The 20,103-nt window shown below is 74.7% G+C and carries 15 protein-coding genes; 9 read left to right on the forward strand and 6 right to left on the reverse strand.

The window, feature by feature from the left end; genetic code table 11:
- Positions 1-82 precede the first annotated feature (82 nt).
- A complete protein-coding gene (ubiG, locus tag IEX99_RS15830; RefSeq protein WP_456304530.1) occupies positions 83-838 on the reverse strand; it encodes a bifunctional 2-polyprenyl-6-hydroxyphenol methylase/3-demethylubiquinol 3-O-methyltransferase UbiG in 756 nt (251 codons plus the stop codon).
- Positions 839-1,050: 212 nt separating this feature from the next.
- Here ubiG and IEX99_RS15835 point away from each other — a divergent pair, with 212 nt between their 5' ends.
- The 7 genes from IEX99_RS15835 to prmC all read left to right on the forward strand — a co-directional run bounded on the left by IEX99_RS15835 (position 1,051) and on the right by prmC (position 9,541).
- The gene (locus IEX99_RS15835; protein ID WP_188902020.1) at positions 1,051-2,280 is read left to right on the forward strand and encodes an aspartate kinase; all 1,230 of its coding nucleotides are present in this window, start codon (positions 1,051-1,053) and stop codon (positions 2,278-2,280) included.
- Between the two features lie 20 nt (positions 2,281-2,300).
- The gene (locus IEX99_RS15840; protein ID WP_188902022.1) at positions 2,301-3,368 is read left to right on the forward strand and encodes an NAD(P)H-dependent flavin oxidoreductase; all 1,068 of its coding nucleotides are present in this window, start codon (positions 2,301-2,303) and stop codon (positions 3,366-3,368) included.
- A gap of 490 nt (positions 3,369-3,858) precedes the next feature.
- A complete protein-coding gene (locus IEX99_RS15845; RefSeq protein WP_188902024.1) occupies positions 3,859-4,953 on the forward strand; it encodes a helix-turn-helix domain-containing protein in 1,095 nt (364 codons plus the stop codon).
- 114 nt (positions 4,954-5,067) lie between these two features.
- Positions 5,068-6,198: a flavodoxin-dependent (E)-4-hydroxy-3-methylbut-2-enyl-diphosphate synthase gene (gene ispG, locus IEX99_RS15850; protein ID WP_188902026.1), complete on the forward strand. Its 1,131-nt coding sequence runs from the start codon at positions 5,068-5,070 to the stop codon at positions 6,196-6,198.
- A 174-nt stretch (positions 6,199-6,372) separates the two neighbouring features.
- Entirely contained in the window at positions 6,373-7,617 is a 1,245-nt protein-coding gene (hisS, locus tag IEX99_RS15855; RefSeq protein ID WP_188902028.1) for a histidine--tRNA ligase, read from the forward strand.
- On the forward strand, positions 7,614-8,669 hold the full coding sequence (gene prfA / locus IEX99_RS15860) for a peptide chain release factor 1 (RefSeq protein ID WP_188902030.1): 1,056 nt from the start codon (positions 7,614-7,616) through the stop codon (positions 8,667-8,669). The genes hisS and prfA overlap by 4 nt, the downstream gene beginning before the upstream one ends.
- Positions 8,666-9,541, forward strand: a complete 876-nt coding sequence (gene prmC, locus IEX99_RS15865) for a peptide chain release factor N(5)-glutamine methyltransferase (RefSeq protein WP_188902032.1) — start codon at positions 8,666-8,668, stop codon at positions 9,539-9,541. Before prfA ends, prmC begins: the two co-directional genes overlap by 4 nt.
- Before the next feature lie 151 nt (positions 9,542-9,692).
- Here prmC and IEX99_RS15870 read toward each other — a convergent pair whose 3' ends face one another.
- The gene (locus IEX99_RS15870; protein WP_188902034.1) at positions 9,693-10,346 is read right to left on the reverse strand and encodes a hypothetical protein; all 654 of its coding nucleotides are present in this window, start codon (positions 10,344-10,346) and stop codon (positions 9,693-9,695) included.
- Between the two features lie 457 nt (positions 10,347-10,803).
- On the opposite strand from IEX99_RS15870, the gene IEX99_RS15875 reads away from it, so the two are divergent.
- Positions 10,804-11,193, forward strand: coding sequence for a DUF4167 domain-containing protein (locus tag IEX99_RS15875; protein ID WP_373285209.1), 390 nt, complete (start codon positions 10,804-10,806; stop codon positions 11,191-11,193).
- Between the two features lie 129 nt (positions 11,194-11,322).
- Here IEX99_RS15875 and IEX99_RS15880 read toward each other — a convergent pair whose 3' ends face one another.
- From IEX99_RS15880 to IEX99_RS15890, 3 genes are all read right to left on the reverse strand, one after another.
- Positions 11,323-13,566, reverse strand: a complete 2,244-nt coding sequence (locus IEX99_RS15880) for an amylo-alpha-1,6-glucosidase (RefSeq protein WP_188902038.1) — start codon at positions 13,564-13,566, stop codon at positions 11,323-11,325.
- A gap of 15 nt (positions 13,567-13,581) precedes the next feature.
- Positions 13,582-14,661, reverse strand: a complete 1,080-nt coding sequence (locus IEX99_RS15885) for a glycosyltransferase family 4 protein (RefSeq protein ID WP_188902040.1) — start codon at positions 14,659-14,661, stop codon at positions 13,582-13,584.
- A gap of 192 nt (positions 14,662-14,853) precedes the next feature.
- Positions 14,854-15,618, reverse strand: coding sequence for an MOSC domain-containing protein (locus tag IEX99_RS15890; protein ID WP_188902042.1), 765 nt, complete (start codon positions 15,616-15,618; stop codon positions 14,854-14,856).
- A gap of 118 nt (positions 15,619-15,736) precedes the next feature.
- Between IEX99_RS15890 and clpB the strand changes: the two genes are divergently transcribed.
- Positions 15,737-18,334 (forward strand): ATP-dependent chaperone ClpB, encoded by a 2,598-nt coding sequence (gene clpB / locus IEX99_RS15895; protein ID WP_188902044.1) that lies wholly within the window; start codon positions 15,737-15,739, stop codon positions 18,332-18,334.
- Between the two features lie 45 nt (positions 18,335-18,379).
- Here clpB and IEX99_RS15900 read toward each other — a convergent pair whose 3' ends face one another.
- The gene (locus tag IEX99_RS15900; RefSeq protein ID WP_188902046.1) at positions 18,380-19,690 is read right to left on the reverse strand and encodes a M23 family metallopeptidase; all 1,311 of its coding nucleotides are present in this window, start codon (positions 19,688-19,690) and stop codon (positions 18,380-18,382) included.
- Positions 19,691-20,103: the final 413 nt, after the last annotated feature.

Consider the following 20,103-nt stretch of genomic DNA (forward strand, 5'->3'; position numbering starts at 1 on the left):
CCCGCCGCGGCGGCGCGGCACCGCTCCTCGCCCGCGCGCGAACCGCGCCCTGCGCCGCCTCCCGGCGGGAAGGGGCGGGGGATCAGCGCTGCGCGGCCAGCAGGTAGTTCACCCCGACGTCGCGCGTGATCCGGAAGGTCCCGCGCAGCGGATCGAGGGTCATCCCCGCGATGTCGGTCACGCGCAGCCCCGCCGCGCGCAGCTCCGCCCCCAGCTCCGCCGGGGTGACGAACATCCGCCAGTCGTGCGTGCCCGGCGGCAGCCAGCGCAGCACGTATTCGGCGCCGAGCTTGGCCAGCAGGAACGCCCGCGGCGTGCGGTTCAGGGTGGAGAGGACCACGAGCCCGCCCCCGGGCCGCGCGAGCCGCGCGAGATGGCGGAGGAAGGCGGCACGCTCGGCCACGTGCTCGACCACCTCGAGCGCCAGCACCGCGTCGAAGCGGCCCGACTCCTGCGGCGGCAGCGCCTCGGGCGTGCCGGCGCGGTAGGTGATGGCCAGCCCCTCCGCGACGGCGTGCGCCCGCGCCACCTCCAGCGCCTCCCCGGCCGCGTCGAGGCCGGTCACCGCGGCGCCGCGCCGCGCCAGGGCCTCGCTCGCCAGGCCGGCGCCGCAGCCGACATCCAGCACCGCGAGGCCGCGCAGCGCCTGCGGCGCCGCGGGGTCGCGCCCGTGGCTCCGGGCGAGCCGCTCGACGATCCAGCCGATCCGCACCGGATTCATCCGATGCAGCGGCGCCATCGGCCCCTCGGGGTCCCACCAGCGCGCGGCCAGGCGATCGAATTTCGCCACTTCCTCGGCCCGTGCGGTCGGATGGCCGCCGCCACTCATGCTCTGCATGCCTCCACCCTGCCCGCCCCGGCGGCGCGGGCCAAGCGCCCCCGCGTGCCGGGGAGGCACGGGCGCGATCCGTGTCGGGGGCCGCACGACCCCGCGGAAAGGTTGCCCCGGCGCGGGCCCGTCGTTATCTCTGCCCGCCCCGAGCCGGCCGGCCGCCAGACGCGCCGCGCGCCCGGCTCGGTGCCGATCGCCTCGCCGTTCCGGACCCCGCCATGGCCCGCATCGTGATGAAATTCGGCGGCACCTCCGTCGCCGACCTCGACCGAATCCGCAATGTCGCCGCCCGCGTCAAGCGCGAGGTGGACGCCGGGAACGAGGTCGCCGTCGTCGTCTCCGCCATGGCCGGCGTCACGAACCAGCTTGTCAAGTGGTGCCAGGACCTCTCGCCGCTGCACGACGCGCGCGAGTACGACGCCGTCGTCGCCACCGGCGAGCAGGTGACCGCGGGGCTGACCGCGATCGCGCTCCAGGCGATCGGGGTCGAGGCGCGCTCCTGGCAGGGCTGGCAGATCCCCATCCACACCGACGGCGCGCACGGCAAGGCCCGGGTCGAGGCGATCGAGGGCGAGACCCTGATCGAGCGGATCCGGCAGGGCCAGGTCCCCGTCGTCACCGGCTTCCAGGGGATCGGGCCGCGCAACCGCATCACCACGCTCGGCCGCGGCGGCTCGGACCTCTCGGCGGTGGCGCTGGCCGCGGCGATCAAGGCCGACCGCTGCGACATCTACACCGACGTGGACGGCATCTATACAACCGATCCGCGAATTGTCCCCCGAGCGAAAAAACTGGAAAAAATTTCCTACGAGGAGATGCTGGAGCTGGCCTCGGTCGGGGCCAAGGTGCTGCAGACCCGCTCGGTCGAGCTCGCCATGAAGCAGCGGGTGCGCGTGCAGGTGCTCTCCTCCTTCGAGGACAAGCCCGGTTCCCTGGTCGTGGACGAGGACGAGATCGTGGAGAAGCCCATCGTTTCCGGCATCGCCTACTCGCGCGACGAGGCCAAGGTGACGCTGCGCCGGGTGCCGGACCGCCCCGGCATCGCCGCCGCCGTGTTCGGCGCGCTCGCCAAGGCGAACGTCAACGTGGACATGATCGTGCAGAACATCGGCGCCGACGGCACCACCGACCTGACCTTCACCGTCGGCCGCGCCGACCTCGCCCGCGCCCGCGACGTGCTGGAGAAGGCGCGCGCCGAGGTCGGCTTCGAGTCGCTGCTCGCCGACCCGGACGTCGCCAAGATCAGCGTCGTCGGCATCGGCATGCGCAGCCACGCCGGCGTCGCCAACACCATGTTCCGCGCGCTCGCCGAGAAGGGCATCAACATCCAGGTCATCTCGACCAGCGAGATCAAGGTGAGCGTGCTGGTCGCGGCGGAGTACACCGAGCTCGCGGTGCGCGCCCTGCACAGCGCCTACGGGCTCGACGCGGCGCCCGCGGCGGCCTGAGCCGCCGGCCGCGCCCGCCGATGAACGCACCGGTGCCGCCCCACCGCCAGTTCCCGGCCCCGCCCGAGGCCTTCGCGGCGCTCGACGCGCTGATGGCGCGCGGCCGCGCCTTCCTCGGCGCGCGCTGGGCGCTGATGGGCGGCGCCATGAGCTGGGTCAGCGAGCGCAACCTGGTCGCCGCCCTCTCCAACGCCGGCGCCTTCGGCGTCATCGCCGGCGGCTCGATGGAGCCGGCGCGGCTCGAGGAGGAGATCGCCGCCACCCAGGCGCTGACGGACAAGCCCTTCGGCGTCAACCTCATCACCCTGCATCCGCGCCTGCCGGAGCTGGTGCGGGTGTGCCTCGCGGCGAAGGTCTCGCACATCGTCTTCGCCGGCGGCATCCCGCCCGGGGGCGCGATCCGCCTCGCCAGGGACGGCGGCGCGCGGGTGATCTGCTTCGCCCCCGCCCTGGTCCTCGCCCGCCGCCTGATCCGCAGCGGCGCCGACGCGCTGGTGATCGAGGGCAGCGAGGCGGGCGGGCACATCGGGCCCGTCAGCCTCAACGTGCTGGCGCAGGAGATCCTGCCCGAGATCCGCGAGGTGCCGGTCTTCGTCGCCGGCGGCATCGGCCGCGGCGAGGCGATCCTCGCCTATCTGGAGATGGGCGCGGCCGGGGCGCAGCTCGGCACGCGCTTCGTCTGCGCCACCGAGAGCATCGCCCATCCGCGCTTCAAGCGCGCCTTCATTCGCGCCGCCGCGCGCGACGCCCTGCCCTCCGTGCAGCTCGACCCGCGCTTCCCGGTGATCCCGGTGCGCGCGCTGCAGAACGAGGGCACGCGCCGCTTCGTCGAGCACCAGGCCGAGGTGCTGCGCCGCTTCCGCGCCGGGGAGCTGACCAAGGAGGCGGCGCAGCTCGAGATCGAGCACTTCTGGGCCGGCGCGCTGCGGCGCGCGGTCATCGAGGGCGATGTCGAGCACGGCTCGCTGATGGCCGGCCAGTCGGTCGGCATGGTCACGCGCGAGCAGAGCGCGGCCGCCATCATCGGCGAGCTGGTGGGCCAGGCGGCGCATGCGGTCGCGCTGCGGCGGGGCATGATCCCGACCTGACCGGGTGCCGGCGCGGGAGCGGTTCGCCCGGCGCGCCGGCGCCATCGGCGCTCGCGGCGGGGCCGGGGCTGGCCGTCCTCCGGGGGTGATGCCGCCCTGGGGTCGGCCGCGCGTGGCGAGTCGTCCCGGCCCCGGCGCTTCCGGACCGGAGCGGGCCCGTCCCCGGCTCCGGGCCCGACGGCGCTGCGCTGCGACGGATCCCTTGGAGGTGTGCCGGTGTCGCCTCGGGCGGGCTCCGTTCGCGGGCGCGGGTGCGCGCCGGTTCCGGCGATGCCTTCGTGCGGCGTGGCGGCGTGCCGCCGCGCCGCTGGCGCGCGGGCAGGGTGGCCGGTGCGCCTCCGGTGCGGCGCCGGATCGAATGGGATTTGCCGGCGCGCGCCCCTCGGGTTAGATGCCGAGGTTTCGCAGCCTGGCCTGCCGCGACCCCATGAAGCGCCCCCTCCGTCCAGACATCGTTGCCGCAGAGGCCGCAGCGCGTGCCGGCGAGGAGTTGCGCGAGGCGCGCCTCGCGCTCGGCCTGACGCTCGAGGAGGTGGCGCAGCGGCTGCGGATCCGCCGCCCCTATCTCCAGGCGCTCGAGGAGGGGCGGCTGGGCGATCTGCCGGCTGCCGTCTACGCGGTGGGGTTCCTGCGCAGCTATGCGGAGGCGCTCGGCCTCGACGCCGAGGCGATGATCCGCCGGTTCCGCGAGCGGGGGGTGGCGGCCGGGCCCCGCGGCCTCGCGGGCGCCGTCGGCGGGGCGGCAGCGGCGGCGGGGCGGCGGACCGACCTCGTCTTCCCCGAGCCGGCCCAGGATCGAGGCATGCCCGCCGGCCTGGTCGTGCTGGCCGGGGCGGTCGTGGCGATCGGCGCCTATGCGGCCTGGTACAACTGGTCCGGCTCCGCCGACCGCATCGTGGATGCGGTGCCGCCGGTGCCGAGCCGGTTCGAGCAGGCGGTCGGGGAAGCGGCAGGTCCGGCCGCGCTGTCCGAGCAGGCCGGCATTGGGTTCACCCCGGCCGCGCGCATCCCGCCGGCGCCCGGTGCCGCCACCGGCCCGCGACCGGCCGCCGGTGCCGGCGAGGGCGGCATGGCCCCGGCCGGCACCTCGCCGGCGACCCCGACCCAGGCCCTCGCCGCCACCGTGGCGGCGCCGGCGGCACCCCGCCCGGTCGGAACGGGCGATGCGTTCGCGGCGGACGTTCCCGGTCGCGCGGCACCGGCACCGGCCGAGCCCGAGCGGGATGCGGCCGTGACCGCCGTGCCGGATCCGACGCCCGCGGCGGGGCGCATCGTCCTGCATGCAAGGGCGGAGACCTGGGTCTCGGTGCGCGAGGCCGGCGGCGGCCGGGCGGCGCTCCTCAACCGCATCCTGCAGCCGGGCGAGACCTTCGCCGTGCCGCCGCGCGAAGGGCTGGTGCTGTCGGTCGGTCGGCCGGACGCGCTGGAGGTGCTGGTGGACGGCGAGCCGGTGCCGGTGCTCGACGGGCCACGCGGGCGGCGCAGCAATATCCCGCTCGACGCCGAGCGGCTGAAGGCGGGCCCGGCCGGGGCGTCCCAGAGCGCGACGGCGCAGCGTCCGGCAGGCGCCCCGACGCCCCGCTGACCTTTCGGTGCCGGGCGGGATCCGCATCCGCGCCCCGCCCGGCGGACCGGCGCTTTGGCATCCTGGCCGCCGCCGCCCTATCCTCCGCCCAGCACGGAATCGAGCCGCCGCCCCATGAGCTACCGCCCCTACCAGCAGATCCTCCGCCGCAGGTCCCGCCAGATCCGGGTGGGCCGGGTGCCCGTCGGCGGCGACGCGCCGATCAGCGTGCAGACCATGACCAACACCCCCACCGAGGACGCGCGGGCGACGATCGAGCAGATCCGCCGCTGCGAGCGGGCGGGCGCCGACATCGTGCGCGTCTCGGTCCCGACGCCGGAGAGCACGGCGGCGCTCAGGGAGATCGTGCGCGCGGTCGAGGTGCCGATCGTCGCCGACATCCACTTCCACTACCGCCGCGCCATCGAGGCCGCCGAGGCCGGCGCCGCGTGCCTGCGCATCAACCCCGGCAACATCGGCTCGAAGGAGCGGGTGAAGGAGGTGGTGAAGGCGGCGCGCGACCACGGCTGCTCGATCCGCATCGGCGTCAACGCCGGCTCGCTGGAGAAGCATCTGCTCGAGAAGTACGGCGAGCCGAACCCGGAGGCGCTGGTCGAGAGCGCGCTCTGGCACGCGGCGCACCTGCAGGAGGAGGACTTCCACGAGTTCAAGATCAGCGTGAAGGCCTCCGACGTGTTCCTCGCTGTCGCCGCCTACCAGCAGCTCGCCGAGGTCTGCGACCACCCGCTGCACATCGGCATCACGGAGGCGGGCGGGCGGCGCACCGGGACGGTGAAGAGCGCGATCGGCCTCGGCTCCCTGCTCTGGGCCGGGATCGGGGACACGCTGCGCGTCTCGCTCTCCGCCGAGCCGGAGGAGGAGGTGCATGTCGGCTGGGAGCTGCTGAAGTCGCTCGGCCTCCGGCATCGCGGGGTGCGGATCGTGAGCTGCCCGTCCTGCGCGCGGCAGGGCTTCGACGTGATCCGGACGGTGGCGGCGCTCGAGGAGCGGCTCGCCCACATCGAGCAGCCGATCACCCTCTCGATCATCGGCTGCGTGGTGAACGGGCCGGGCGAGGCGCTGATGACCGACATCGGCGTCACCGGCGGCGGGGCGGGCACGCACATGGTCTATCGCGCCGGGCGGACCGACCACACGGTGAAGGGCGAGGCGATGGTCGAGCACATCGTCGCCCTGGTGGAGGCGAAGGCCGCCGAGATGGCGGCGGCGAAGGCGGCCGAGGCGCAGCGGCAGGCGGCGGAGTAGGCGCGGACGCCGGGCCGGGCACCCCCCGGTCCCGCAGCGCCGCGACGGCATCCGCCGTCCCCCGCATCCTGGAGGGGGCCGAGGTCCGCCGGCAGCCTCATCGGGTCCCGCCCGGTGCCGGAACGGCGCGGGCCAACCTTGTGCGGCGCGGCCAGTCCGGCTACCGCCTCGCGCATGGCCCAGCCCCCCCTGCAGCCCGTCCGCGGCACGCGCGACCTGATCGGCGAGGAGTTCCGCCGCCACCGGGCGGTGATCGAGACCGCGCGCCGCATCAGCGCCCTCTACGGCTTCGAGGAGTGGGCCACCCCCATCTTCGAGGACACCCGCGTCTTCGCCCGCGGCCTCGGCGACACCTCCGACGTGGTGATGAAGGAGATGTACACCTTCACCGACCGCGGCGGGGATTCGATCACGCTCCGCCCGGAGATGACGGCGAGCGTCTGCCGCGCGCTGGTCTCCAACAGCCTCGTCCAGTCCGGCCTGCCCCGCAAGGTGTTCTACGCCGGCCCGATGTTCCGCTACGAGCGGCCGCAGAAGGGCCGCTACCGCCAGTTCCACCAGATCGGGGTCGAGGTCCTGGGCGCCGCCGAGCCGCTGGCGGACGCCGAGGTGATCGCCTGCGGCTGGCACATCCTGCAGGCGCTCGGCGTCGCCGCGGGCACGGTGCTGGAGCTCAACACCCTCGGCGACGCGCCGAGCCGCGCCGCCTACCGCGCGGCGCTTGTCGCCTATTTCAGCGCCCACCGCGACCGGCTTTCCGCCGACAGCCGGGCGCGCCTGGAGCGCAATCCGCTGCGCATCCTCGACAGCAAGGACGAGGGCGACCGCCGGCTGATCGCCGACGCGCCGACCATCCACGACTACCTGACGCCCGAGGCCGCCGCCTTCTACGCCGCGGTGAAGCGCCACCTCGACCGCTTCGGCGTGCCCTACCGCGACAACCCGCGCATCGTGCGCGGCCTCGACTACTACAACCACACCGCCTTCGAGTTCGTCACCGACCGGCTCGGCGCGCAGGGCACGGTGATGGCGGGCGGGCGCTACGACGGGCTGGTGGAGGAGATGGGCGGGCCGCCCACGCCCGCCGTCGGCTGGGCCGCGGGGGTGGAGCGGCTCGCCCTGCTGCTCCCGCAGGCGCCGGAGGCGCCGCGCCCGGTCGCCGTGGTGCCGGTGGGCGAGGCGCAGGAGGGCCCGGCGCTCGACCTGGTGCAGTCGCTGCGCCGCGCCGGGATCGCCGCCGAGATCGCCTATCGCGGCAACCTCCGGCGCCGCATGGAGCGCGCCAACCGCATCCGTGCCCGCGTCGCCCTCATCCTCGGCGAGGAGGAGATCGCCCAGGGCGTCGTGCAGCTCCGCGACCTCGACGCGGGGACGCAGGAGCGCGTGCCGCTCGGCGAGGTGATCGGCCGCCTGGCATGACGCTCCCCGCCAAGCTCGACCGCCTGCTGGTGCGCGCGGAGGAGCTGAGGCATCTCCTCGCCACCGCCGAGGGCGCGCAGGTCGGCGCGCTGTCCAAGGAACTCGCCGAGCTCGAGCCGCTGGTCGCGAAGGTGGCCGAGCTGCGCGCCGCCGAGCGCGCGCGCGACGAGGCGGCGGCGATGCTCGCCGACCCGGAGCTCAAGGAGCTGGCGGAGGCCGAGTACCTCGCCCAGAAGGAGCGCATCCCGGCGCTGGAGCGCGAGATCCGCCTCCTGCTCCTGCCGAAGGACGCCGCGGACGAGCGCAGCGCCATCCTCGAGGTCCGCCCCGCCGCCGGCGGCGAGGAGGCGGCGCTGTTCGCCGCCGAGCTGTTCCGCGCCTACCAGCGCTACGCCGAGTCGAAGGGCTGGCGCTTCGAGGTCCTGGAATACGACGAGAGCGACCTCGGCGGCGTGAAGGGCGCGGTCGCCGAGATCCAGGGCCGGGGCGTCTTCGCCCGCCTCAAGTACGAATCCGGCGTCCACCGCGTCCAGCGCGTCCCGGAGACGGAGGCGCAGGGCCGCATCCACACCTCCACCGTCACCGTGGCCGTGCTGCCGGAGCCGGAGGAGGTGGACGTGCAGATCAACGACGCCGATCTGCGCATCGACACCTACCGCGCCTCCGGCGCCGGCGGGCAGCACGTCAACAAGACCGACAGCGCGGTGCGCATCACCCACCTTCCCACCGGCATCGTCGTCGCGATGCAGGAGGAGAAGTCGCAGCACAAGAACCGCGCCAAGGCGATGAAGGTGCTGCGCGCCCGCCTCTACGAGCAGCAGCGCGCCCGGGCCGAGGCGGCGCGCGCCGCCGACCGCAAGGCGCAGGTCGGCACCGGTGACCGATCCGAGCGCATCCGCACCTACAACTTCCCGCAGGGGCGCGTGACCGACCACCGCATCGGCCTCACCCTGCACAGGATCGACCGCGTCATGCTCGGCGAGTTCGACGAGATCATTGACGCCCTGACCGCCGAGGACCAGGCGGCGCGCCTCGCCGCGGAGGTGGATTGAGCGGCGCCTGCCCGGACCCGGCCGGCACCGTCGGCGCCTTCCTCTGCCGCGCCGGCCAGCGCCTGCGCGCCGCCGGCATCGAGGGCCCGCGCCTCGAGGCGCGCCTGCTGCTCGGCCATGCGACGGGCCTCTCGGCCGAGGAGCTTCTGCGTGATCCGCGCCGCCCCGTCCCGCCCGGGGCCGCCGCCCGCTTCGCGGCGCTGCTGCGCCGGCGGCTGGACCGCGAGCCCGTCGCCCACCTGCTCGGCGAGCGCGAGTTCTGGTCGCTGCGCTTCGCCGTCTCGCCGGCGACGCTGATCCCCCGCCCCGATTCGGAGACGCTGATCGAGGCGGCGATCGAGGCCTTCCCCGACCGCGTGGCGGTGCGCGCGATCCTCGACCTCGGCACCGGCACGGGCTGCCTGCTGCTCGCGGCGCTGACCGAGTTTCCGGCGGCCACCGGCCTCGGCGTGGACCGCGTGGGCGCGGCCGCTGCGCTCGCCGCCGCCAATGCGCGCCGGCTCGGCCTCGCCGGGCGCGCGCGGTTCGTGGTCGGCGACTGGGCCGCCCCGCTCGCGGGGCGCTTCGATCTCGTGCTCTGCAACCCGCCCTACATCGAATCGGACACGATCCCGAGCCTTGCGCCCGAGGTCGCGCGCCACGAGCCCGCCTCGGCGCTGGATGGCGGGCGCGACGGGCTCGATGCCTACCGCGCCGTCCTGGCGGCGCTGCCTGGGCTGCTGGCCCCCGCCGGGGGCCGCGCCGTGCTCGAGCTCGGCCGGGGGCAGCGCGGCGCGGTGGAGACGCTGGCGCGCGGCGCCGGCCTCCGCCCGCTCGGCTGCCGCGCCGACCTCGGCGGCGTCGAGCGCGCCCTGGTGCTCGCCGCCGACTGATCCCGGTGGCGGCCGATGCCGACCCGCCCCTCGGACGCCGGGCGCGAGCCGCCGGCTTGCCCGGCTTCGCCGCGCGGGCGGCGGACCTCATCCTGCGCTGCCTCGACATCGGTCGGTGACCGGCGCCGCCGGCCGGGCACGTCCGGCCGCCCTACATGTTCGGCGGGCGCGGCGGCGGGGGCGGAGGCGGCGGGAGGACCGCGCGGGTCGCCTGCCAGGGGCCCATCAGCGTGGTTCCGCGGATGGTCTCCACGGTGCGTTTCACCGGGATGCCCGCATCGGTGTCGATCCAGTAGCGGATCACCGCGTTCAGGTCCCCGCCGCTGCGCTGGGACCAGCGCCGTTCCAGCACCACCGCGTCGAACCGCCCGGCCGGGACCTGGACCATCTCGAAGCCGACTACCCGCCAGTTGGCGTCGAAGTCGTACTGGATGCCGCTGCCCTCGGAGCGGACGACCGAGCGGTAGTTGGCGGTGTTGTTCGCCTTGGCGGGCCACAGCGGAGCCATGCCCTCGGCATGGCCGCGACCCTCGATGGCCGACTCGGGAATGATCGCGTGGATGAGACGCACCTCGCCGCCGCCGGGACCCTCGGCGATGCAGACGGCCGGGCTGTCGGGCGCGGCGCGGGCGAAGCTCAGCGTCCGGCCATCGTCATAGGTGACGGTGCTGCCGGGCCGCGGGCAGGCGTAGGCCCAGGTCCGGGGTGGCCCCGCGCAGCCTGCGGCGACAACGGCGGCGAGCGCCGACGCGACAAGCGGCGCGACGGTGCGGGGCGACAGGCGGGGCGGGCAGGGGCGCGGCAAGGCGGCGATCCTCCATCCTTCGTCGGGCGCGCGGGGGTGGAATGATGCCCGGGAACGTCTGATCGGGATACCGCCGCGGAGGAGGGCCGGAATCCCGCACGCCGAGGCCTCCCGAAAAAACCGTTTGGCGCCCCGGCCCCCGGGCGCTAGGGTGCCGCTGCGGCCCAGGCGGGCCCGGCCGTCCGGGAGACGGCCGGTGCTGCCGCCTCGGCCCGTAGGGCCGGAAGCCAAGGCTCCGCCCCCGGGGCGCCGCAGCGTTGCAGGAAGACCGATCGCCGTGCGGGCGTCAGCCTCGGGCCGCCCGGGCCCGAGAGCAGGTCCGACGCGGCGCGAGTGCGAAACGACGAACGCGACAACAGCGATGAACATGAAACGTATGCGGGGCCGCGGCGGCCACCGCCATGGCGGCGGGGGCGGCCAGTTCCGTCCGGGCGGTCCGGGAGGCGGCGGCCCGCCGATGAGCCGCAGCCACGTCTTCGACTCCAACGGACCGGACGTGCGGCTGCGCGGGACGGCCCAGCAGCTCTTCGAGAAGTACCTGCAGCTTGGGCGCGACGCGACCGGCGCCGGCGACCGGGTCATGGCCGAGAGCTACTTCCAGCATGCGGAACACTATTTCCGCATCCTCAACGCCATCAGCCAGGCGCAGCAGCAGCAGCAGCAGCGCCAGCAACAGCACCACCACGCGCCGCACCAGCGCCACCAGAACGGACCGGACGCGGCCGGCGCCGATGGCACCGGCGAGCAGCCCGAGGTCAACGGGCACCCGAACGGCCACGCCGTCGTCGCGCCGGACAACGAGCCCGAGGGCGCCGAGCCCGGCGAGACGCGCGGCCCGGCGGCCTGATCCGCGCGGCGCCGGGCGGCCCCGGGGCCGCCGCCGTTCTGCCGCCATGCCGGGACCGGGCGCGGGGAGGCGGCGTGGCACCGCCCGCCGCCGGCCGCTCGCCGTGCGGTGCGGGCTCTGGCCGGCCCGTCAGGTGATGACGGCCACCTCGATGCGGCCGCGCCGCCGCACGACGTTGAGGGCGACGTCGTGGTCGCCCTCGTGGCGGTGCAGGCGCACGTCCACGACCGATGCGCCAAGGCGCAGGTTGCGGATGTTCACCTGCTCGAGCCAGGGCGGCAGCACGGGACGCACGAACCGGACCTGCCGGTTCGGCGGATCGAAGCTGATGCCGAGCAGCGCCCCGAGCACCGCGAAGGCCGAGGCGCTGGCCCAGGCCTGCGGCAGGCAGGCCACGGGGTAGGTGGTCGGGCCCTCGTTGGTGCGGCGCTCGAAGCCGCACAGCAGCTCCGGCAGCCGCTTGAGGTCCACGAACTGGGCGGCGTCGAACAGCGCGCCGAGCAGCCGCATCAGCGGGGCGCGCAGCCCGTAGCGCGCCAGGCCGAGCGCGATCAGCCCGTTGTCGTGCGGCCAGACCGAGCCGTTGTGGTACGACATCGGATTATAGCGCGCCTCGCCGCGGGCGATCGTCCGCACGCCCCAGCCGCAGAACGAGTCGCGGTCGAGCAGCGTCGCCGCGACGCGCGCCGCGCGCTCCGGCGCCGCGATCCCGGCGAGCAGCGCGTGTCCGGCGTTGGAGCTGCGCACCCGGCAGGGCCGCTTCGCGCCGTCGAGGGCGAGGGCATAGGTGCCGATGTCCTCGCACCAGAACGCCTCCTCGAAGCGCCGCCGCAGCGCCTCCGCCCGCTGCGCGAGGTCCCGCGCCCGGCTGCGCCGGCCGAGCGCCCGGGCGAGCCGGGCCGCGCCGTCGAGGGCGGCATAGGCGTAGGCCTGCACCTCCACCAGCGCGATCGGTCCCTCGGGCGTGCTGCCATCGGCGTGGAAGATCGAGTCGTTGCTGTCCTTCCAGCCCTGGTTCACCAGCCCCTTCGGCGAGAGCCGGCCGTATTCGAGGAAGCCGTCGCCGTCCATGTCGCCGTGGCGCTCCATCCAGCCGAGCGCCGCCTCGATGTTCGGCCACAGCGCGCGGATCAGTGCCGCGTCGCCGGTGCGCTCCCAGTAGGCGGCGGCGAGCATGACGAAGAGCGGCGTCGAGTCGACCGAGCCGTAGTAGCGGCGGAAGGGAACCTCGCCGAGGGCCGCCATCTCCCCGCCGCGCATCTCGTGCAGGATCTTGCCCGGCTCGGCGTCGCGGTCGGCGTCCAGTTCGGTCGCCTGCCGCGCCGCGAGGAAGCGCAGGACGCCGCGCGCGAGGCCGGGGTCGAGCCACAACGACAGCAGCGCGGTGATCAGCGAATCGCGGCCGAAGGGGGCGCTGAACCAGGGGATGCCGGCGTAGGGGAACGGCCCGTCCGGCGTATCCGTGGTCAGCATGTCGAGATCGGCGCGGGAGCGGTTCATCCAGTCGTTGAAGGACTCGTTGCTGGTGTGGATGTGCGCCGCCTCGCGCTGGCGCCGCCCGAACCAGGCGCGGTGGGCGGCGACCAGCCTCTCGAGCTCCGGGGCCTGAGGCAGCCCCTCGGCCTCGTCCGCCGTGCAGCGGACGGCGACCTCGATCACCTGCGCCGTCCCGGGCGGCAGGCGCAGCGTCCAGCGTGCCTCGGCGCCGATCCGGTGGGCGTCGGGCCCGGGCGTGAAGTCGAGGCGCGTGCGTCGCGTCACGCCGTCGAGCCCGCGGTAGCCCAGAACCACGCCGCCCTCGGGCGTCGCCTCGGGCGGCAGCAGCTCGCCGCGCCGCTCGCGCCGCAGGCCGCGCACCTCGAAGATGTCCGCGAAGTCGGCGGCATAGTCCAGGCGCAGCTCGCAGCAGATCTCGGCGGCTCCGTAGTTGCGCGCCGTGATGCGCTGGCGCAGCACGCCTTCGCCGAGCGCGGTCACCTGCCGCAGGTAGAGGGAATCGCGCGACAGCGTCGCCGACCCCCCGCATCCCGGGATGTCGGGGTTCGTGAGGTTCACGGACAGCAGCGCGTTGTCCACGCTCACCGCGGAGGACAGCAGCAGCGGCCGCTCCCCCGCGATGCGCAGCGCCAGCCGGGAGAGGTGGCGCGTGTCGGCGTGGAACAGGCCTTCCGCGGTGGGGAAGAGCGCCTGGGCGTCGCCGAAGTGGTCGAGCACCACGAAGGTGTCCCGGCACTTCAGGCTGAGCGGGCGGTAGAGGGCGAGCGCCGTCGCCGCGGTGGCGGCGATCTCGAAGGGTCGTTCGCCGGGGGCCGGCGGCTGTGCGGCCCGGGCGGCGCTGGCGGCGGCGGTGGCCGGGGTGTCGAGGGCCTCCATGGGCGGCGCCATGCCTCAGGCGACGCGCAGCCGCGGCGGCGTCCGCCGCGCCGCGGCGACGGGGTCGGCCTGCAGGAGCCGGCGATAGACGGCGACGTAGTCCTCGGCCATCCGCCGCGCGGTGAAGCGCGCCTCGAAGGCGGCCCGCACCGCCGCCCGGTCGAGCGCGGCGATCCGGCCGAGCGCGGCCGCCGCCTCGGTCTCGCTGCCGACCAGCAGGCCGGTGACGCCGTCCTCCACCACCTCGGGCACGGAGCCGCGCGCGTAGGCGAGGACCGGCGTGCCGCAGGCCATCGCCTCGATCATCACCAGGCCGAAGGGCTCGGGCCAGTCGATGGGCATCAGCAGGGCCATGGCGCCGCCGAGGAACGCGGACTTCTCCGCCTCGCCGATCTCGCCGATGTACTCGACCCCGGGGCCGTCGAGCATGGGCCGCACCACCGCCTCGAAATAGGCCCGGTCCGCGGGGTCCACCTTGGCCGCGATGCGGAGCGGGATTCCCGCCGCGCGGGCGATGCGGATCGCCGCGTCCGGCCCCTTCTCCGGCGAGATGCGCCCGAGGAAGGCGAGGTAGCCCCGGTGTTGCGGCGAGAAGCGCAGCAGGTCACGCGGGATGCCGTGGTGCACCGTGGCCAGCCAGGTCATCGGCACGTCCCGCAGCGGCCGGCGCTGCGCCTCGGAGATCGAGACGAAGGGCGCCTGCGGGAAGGCCGCGAAGAGCGGGCCGAGTTCGGGCAGGTCGAGGCGGCCGTGCAGCGTCGTGACGAAGGGGACGCCGCGGCCGAGCATCGCCGGCAGGTGCAGGTGGTCCAGGTGGAAGTGGATGACGTCGAACTCGGCGGCGCCCGCCAGAACCCGGCGCAGCATCAGCACGTGGGGGGCGTTCGGGTCGCGCACGCCGCCGTCCAGCCTGAGCGCGCGGGGCACCACGGCCTCGAGCCGTGCGCCGGTGCGGCTGTCGCCGCTGGCGAAGAGGGTGACCTCGTGGCCGAGGGCGACGAGCTCCTCGGTCAGATAGGAGACGACGCGCTCGGTGCCGCCGTAGAGCCGCGGGGGCACGGCCTCGGCGAGCGGAGCGACCTGGGCGATGCGCATGGCTGATCGGCTCCTTCCTCCTGGTCCCGATGGTCCGGTGGCGATCGCGTTGATCGGACGAAACGGTTGGGGTGCCGGCACGACCGGGCCGTCCCGGGCGGCCGGAGGCGGCGAGGATGTGTTGGGGGCGACGCCCCGCGGCAAGGGCCCGCCTCGCACGCGCCTGTGCGCGCGCCGCGGCGTCCGGTCGCCCTATGCGGGGGGCAGCGGCTCCAGCGCGTCGCCGACGCAGACCCGGCCGCCCTCCAGCACCTCCGCGTAGACCCCGAGCTCGGCGTGGCCGAAATGCGCCCGCAGCCAGCGCGGCGGGTCGGCGTCGCGCGCCGCCGTGTCCGGGTTCACCTGGGTCGCGGCGCAGCGCGCGATGCGCTTGATCACGCGCAGCCGCGCCTGGCCGAGCTGGATCTCCCGGCCGAGCCAGCCGAACTCCGCCCAGGGCGCGCCGCCCGAGACGTAGACGTTGGCGCGGAAGCGCAACGGATCGAGGGGGACGCCGGCGGCCGCCTCCAGCGCGTGCAGGCTGGCGAGGCCGATGATCGAGACGCATTTCACGGCCACGTCGGTGAAGGCGTGCCCCGGCGCCTCGAGGAAGCGCGGCGTGCCGCGCGCCTCGGGCCCGAGGAAGGCGGCGAGCCAGGCGGCGATCCCGGCCCGGCCCTCCGGGGTGCGCGTGTCGCCGACCAGCGGCTCGGCGCGGTCGGGCGCGCGGATGACGAGCTGGCCCGAGCGCGGGTCGAAGGCCGTGTGCAGCAGGGCGAGCCGGGCGTTGGCCATCAGGCAGGCGAAATTGCGCTTCGGCAGCCAGGCGGGCGCGGCCGGGTCGAAGGGTGCGTCGCCCTGGGCGAGGGCGAACCGGCGGTCGTGCGGCAGGGTCTCGCCGGCGGCGAGGACGACCTCCTCCAGGGCCTCGGCGGTCAGCCCCTTGACCGGGTACCGGTAGATCCGTTCCACGCGCATGACGTCGCCCTCTTGAACCAGCGCAAGGCGGCTTACCACATCCGCCGCAACCTTGGCGTCCTCCGCCGCCTGTGGAGGGGTGGCGGACGCCGACCTTGGTCGCCTCCCGGAGGGACGCATGGACATCGAGAAATTCACCGACCGCGCGCGCGGCTTCCTGCAGGCCGCGCAGACCATCGCGATCCGCGAGTACCACCAGCGCATCACGCCCGAGCACCTGCTCAAGGCGCTGCTCGACGACGAGCAGGGCGCGGCCGCCGGGCTGATCCGCGCCGCCGGCGGCGACCCCGCGGAGGCGAAGCGGGCGGTGGAGGCCGAGCTCGCGCGCCAGCCCAAGGTCTCGGGCGGCGGCGCCGGCCAGCCCCAGTTCACCCCGGACATCGTGCGCGTGCTCGACGCCGCGCAGCAGCAGGCGCAGCGCGCCGGCGACGAGTACGTGGCGCAGGACCGGCTGCTGGTCGCGCTCGCCGCCTCCGACACCCCGGCCGCGCGCGCCCTGCGCCAGGCCGGCGCGACGGCCCAGGCGCTGGAAAAGGCGGTCGCCGAGCTGCGCAAGGGCCGCACCGTCACCAGCCAGAGCGCCGAGGAGCAGTTCGACGCGCTGAAGAAGTACGCGCGCGACATCACCCAGCTCGCGCGCGAGGGCAAGCTCGACCCGGTGATCGGCCGCGACGAGGAGATCCGCCGCGTCATCCAGGTGCTCGCCCGCCGCACCAAGAACAACCCGGTGCTGATCGGCGAGCCCGGCGTCGGCAAGACCGCGATCGTCGAGGGCCTGGCGCTGCGCATCGTCAAGGGCGACGTGCCGGAGGCGCTGAAGGGCAAGCGGCTGCTCGCCCTCGACCTCGGCGCCATGGTCGCCGGCGCCAAGTACCGCGGCGAGTTCGAGGAGCGCCTGAAGGGCGTGCTGAAGGAGATCGAGGAGGCCGCGGGCGAGATCATCCTCTTCATCGACGAGCTGCACACGCTGGTCGGCGCCGGCAAGGCGGAGGGGGCGATGGACGCCTCCAACCTGCTGAAGCCCGCGCTCGCGCGCGGCGAGCTGCACTGCGTCGGCGCCACCACCCTCGACGAGTACCGCAAGCACATCGAGAAGGACGCGGCGCTGGCGCGGCGCTTCCAGCCGGTGTTCGTGGGCGAGCCCTCGGTCGAGGACACGATCTCGATCCTGCGCGGCATCAAGGACAAGTACGAGACGCACCACGGCGTGCGCATCACCGATTCCGCGCTGGTCGCCGCGGCGACGCTCTCGCACCGCTACATCACCGACCGCTTCCTGCCCGACAAGGCGATCGACCTGGTGGACGAGGCGGCGAGCCGGCTGCGCATGCAGGTGGATTCCAAGCCCGACGAGCTCGACGCGGTGGACCGCGAGCTGATGCGGCTCAAGATCGAGCGCGAGGCGCTGAGGAAGGAGGACGATCCGGCCTCGAAGGAGCGCCTGGCGAAGCTCGAGAAGGAGATCGCCGAGCTCGAGGAGCGCTCGCGCGAGCTCACCCAGCGCTGGGAGGCCGAGAAGGCGAAGGTCGTCGAGGCGCAGAAGGCCAAGGAGGAGCTGGACAAGGCCCGCACCGAGGTCGAGCTCGCGCAGCGGCGCGGCGACCTGACGCGCGCCTCCGAGCTGCTCTACGGCGTCATCCCGCAGCTCGAGAAGAAGCTCGCCGAGCTCGGGCGCGAGGAGGGGCGGCTGGTCAACAAGGCGGTGACCGAAGAGGACATCGCCGCCGTGGTCAGCCGCTGGACCGGCATCCCGGTCGAGAAGATGCTGGAGGGCGAGCGGGGCAAGCTCCTCCGTATGGAGGACGCGCTGCGCAAGCGCGTCGTCGGCCAGGAGGAGGCGCTGGAGGCGGTCGCCAAGGCCGTCCGCCGCGCCCGCGCCGGGCTGCAGGACCCGAACCGCCCGATCGGCAGCTTCCTGTTCCTCGGCCCGACCGGCGTCGGCAAGACCGAGCTCGTGAAGGCGCTGGCGGAGTTCCTGTTCGACGACGAGCGGGCGATGACCCGCATCGACATGTCGGAGTACATGGAGAAGCACTCCGTCGCGCGGCTGATCGGCGCCCCGCCCGGCTACGTCGGCTACGAGGAGGGCGGCGCGCTGACCGAGGCGGTGCGCCGGCGGCCCTACCAGGTGATCCTGTTCGACGAGATCGAGAAGGCGCACGACGACGTCTTCAACATCCTCCTGCAGGTGCTCGACGACGGGCGGCTGACCGACGGGCAGGGGCGCACGGTGGACTTCCGCAACACCATCATCGTGCTGACTTCGAACCTCGGCAGCCAGGCGATCGCCGAGCTGCCGGAGCACGCCGACATCGAGGCGGCGCGGCCCGCGGTGATGCGCGCGGTGCGCGAGCGGTTCCGGCCGGAGTTCCTGAACCGGCTGGACGAGATCGTGCTGTTCCGCCGCCTCAGCCGACAGGACATGGGCGCGATCGTCGACATCCAGCTCAACCGGCTGCGCAGGCTGCTCGAGGACCGCAAGATTCGCCTCGAGGTGGACGACAAGGCGCGCGAATGGCTGGCCGAGGCGGGCTACGATCCGGTCTACGGCGCGCGGCCGCTCAAGCGCGTCATCCAGCGCAGTCTGCAGGACCGCCTTGCCCAGCTCCTGCTCGAGGGCAAGGTGAAGGACGGCGACCTGGTGCGGGTCGGCGCCAGTCCCGACGGGTTGGAGGTCCGCCCCGCGGGCGCCGCCCCGCTCGCCGAGGCGGCCTGAGGGGGCGGCCCCTCTCCCCGCGCCGCGCGGAGAGGGGGTGGCGGCTCACGGCGCCAGGGCGATCTCGTCGCGTCCGCCGAGGGCGGCGAGCTGGCGCCGGAGGGCCCGCCGCTCCGCCTGGAAGGCGGCGAGCGCTTGGCCGCGCAGCGGCTCGGGCCGCATGTCGCGTTTGGCGCGCGCCGGGTCCACCGCCCGGCCGGCGACCCGGACCTCGTAGTGCAGGTGCGGGCCGGTCGCGAGGCCGGTTGCGCCGACGGTGCCGATCACCTGCCCCTGGCGCACCTTCTGGCCGGTGCGCAGGCCGCGCGCGAACCGCGAGAGGTGGGCGTAGCGCGTCTCCACCCCGTTCGGATGGCGCAGCCGGACGATGCGGCCATAGCCCCGTTCGGTCCGGGCGGAGATCACCACGCCGTCCGCCGCGGCATAGACGGACGTTCCGGTCGGCGCGGCGAAGTCGAGGGCGCGGTGCATGCGGGTATAGCCCAGGATCGGATGGCGCCGTGGGCCGAAGCCCGAGGTCACCCGCGCCCCGTCAAGCGGGGTGCGGAGGAAGGCGGGGCGCGCGGGGCGGCCAGCCTCGTCGTACCAGTCGGCCGCGCCGCCCTCCGGGGCATGGCGCCACATCTCGATGCGGCGCCCGGACAGGACGAGCTCGGCGTACAGAAGTTCGCCGTGGCCGAGGAGCGCGCCCTCGGGATCCCGCATGCGCTCGAAGGCGACGGCGAAGCGATCGCTTGGCTGGAGGTCGCGCTGCAGGTCGAGCATCGGCGCCAGGGCCCGCGAGAGCTGCAGCGCGAGCGGCGGCGGCAGCCCGGCCTGGCGCAGCGATTCGAACAGGCCGAGGGGCTCGACCATGCCCTCCGCGAGGGCCAGGTGGCGCAGGCGCGGCGTGCGCACCTCCTCGGCCGCGAACCCGCCGCCTTCGCCGCGGCGGACCAGCACCGCGCGGCCTGGCGCCACTTCGAGGTCCAGCCCGAGGAGGCGGCCCGGGATCTTCGGATCGAGCCGGAGGGTGATCCGGTGGCCGGGCCGCAGGCGGTCCGGCCGGAACAGCGCGGCCAGCGCCTGGCCCGCAGCATGGGCGTCGATCCTGGTCACGCCGGCCTTCGTCAGCCGGCCCGCGAGGGTATCGCCGCGGCGCAGGACGATGACCGGACCGGCCTCCGGCGCGGTCGCGGGAACGCCTTCGTCGGGTGGGGCGTCAGGTGGGATCCCGGCCCGGGCGGGCGCCGCCGTCGCCGGCATCGTGCGGGAGCCGGCGGCGCCGGCCCATGCAGGGCCTTGGCCGAGCGGGATCGAGGCGGCGAGCAGCAGCGCGGCTTGCAGCGCCGTGGCGCGCACGGTCGGCGATGGCATCGGAATTCTCCCCTGCTCCCCTGGCGCGAGGCTCGCTCCCGCGAATATTCCACGTCAATGGGTTGAAATCCGATGTTCGGATGCGCTTGGAGATCCGGTCGCGGATCGCGCGGTGCGTTTCGATGCCCCGCAAGGGGGGTTTACAAGCGGCAGAGGCCGGCCTATCTCCCTGCCTCGTCGCGGGCCGGTTGCCCGGGCTCCGGCGGGGGATGGCTTGACGGTGGGCTTCTGACCCACTATCTGAGGTTTCCCCACGGCCGACCGGGTTCAGGCGGCCGAAGCGGTCCCTGGATCTCCGAAACGGCGTGGCCCCGGATGGGGTGATGCCGGTTTGGTGGTCCGGCACTTGTTCTCTGACAGTTGCATCGGTCTTCTGGATGGAAGCCTGGGGGTGTGGTCTTGGCTGCGGGCGG

Origin of the sequence: Caldovatus sediminis (genome assembly GCF_014644455.1) — a bacterium.
In the GTDB taxonomy this organism is placed as follows: Bacteria; Pseudomonadota; Alphaproteobacteria; order Acetobacterales; family Acetobacteraceae; genus Caldovatus; species Caldovatus sediminis.